Source organism: Actinokineospora sp. (assembly GCF_050699995.1).
Taxonomy (GTDB): Bacteria; Actinomycetota; Actinomycetes; order Mycobacteriales; family Pseudonocardiaceae; genus Actinokineospora.
Genome location: NZ_JBOHGC010000062.1, coordinates 1 through 1375, shown reverse-complemented (window position 1 = coordinate 1375; position 1375 = coordinate 1). Strand labels below are relative to the sequence as shown.

The window sequence follows — 1375 nt, the reverse complement described above, 5'->3', positions numbered from 1 at the left end:
GCTCACCACGGTGCGCGACCCGCGGGAGCAGACGACGGAGTACCGCCTCAACCAGTACGGCGCCGCGGTGGAGGTGGTCGATCCGGTGGGCGGGAGGACGAGGACGACCTGGGACCTCGAGCAGGTGGTGATCCGCGAGCGGACGGACGCCAACGGCCACACGACGAGGTTCGACTACGACGTCCACGGCAACCCGACGCGGGAGCGGATCGCGGTCGCCGACCCCGACGGGACAGAGCGCGCCTACGAGCTCGTCACCACGTACTGGCCGCCGGAGGGCTTCGAGCCGCCGTTCGTGAAGGACCGCGTGCGCACGCGCACCGACCGCAACGGGCACCGCACGGAGCTCGAGTACGACGTCAAGGGGCGGCTGCTGCGCAGCTCGACGCGGGTCGAGGCGGCCGACGGGATCGCCGGCACGGTGGCGAGGGTCCACACCTACTACGACAACGGCGACCTGCAGACGACGACCGACCCGCGGGGGACGACCACCGCGTTCTCCTACGACGCCTTCGGTCACCTCGCCAAGGTGACCGACCCCGAGGGCGAGACGGTGACGGCGTGGACGGCGCGCAGCCTGCCGCTGGCGCGCATCGACAAGGAAGGGCGGACCACGCGGTTCGAGCACGACGTGCTGGGCCGGCGGGTGCGCACGCTGCTGCCGGTGGTGGCGGGCGAGCCGGTGGCGCCCAGCCATCCGGCCTGTCCGGCGCCGAACGACGCCTCGGCCAGCGAGCTCGTCTGCTACGACGACGCGGCGCGGCGGAAGACGGAAGTCGACGCCCTGGGCCGGGCCACGGTCTCGAGCTACGACGCCGAGGGCCGTCTTCTGGAGGTGGTCAACGCGGCGGGCGGGAGCAAGCGCTACGGCTACGACCTGGCGGGCAACAAGACGCTGGAGTCGAGCTGGTTCGACGGGGCGACGGCGCGGCAGGAGACGAGCTTCGCGTACGACCCGGCGGGCCGGCTGGTGCTGCGTCTCGAGCCGCTCGGCCGGGAGACCCGATACGCCTACGACGGAGTGGGCAACGTCGTGCGCGAGACGTTGCGGGACACCGGCGACGCGAGCTTCATACCGCGGGTCACCGAGCACGACTACGACGCGCTGAACCGCGCGATCCGCACGCGTCGAGTGCTGGTGGCCGAGGCGGGAACGACGTCGGTTGTTCAGCAGACTTGGTACGACGGCGAGGGCAACGTCGTGCGCGAGCGCGATCCGCTGGGTGGGGAGAGGGCCCACCGCTACGACGCCCTGAACCGTCGCATCGAGACGGTGGGGGAGGCGTGGGACCGCGACGCTCACCCGGGCGACCGGGCGCGCACGCGCTATTTCTACGACGGCAACGGCAACCTCCTGCGCGAGGTCCGCCACACC

The 1375-nt window shown here is 72.1% G+C and carries 1 pseudogene; it reads left to right on the top strand.

Going from position 1 to position 1375, the window contains the following annotated elements:
* Window positions 1–1375, top strand: a pseudogene (locus ACRDSQ_RS03910) (hypothetical protein); the annotation flags it as partial.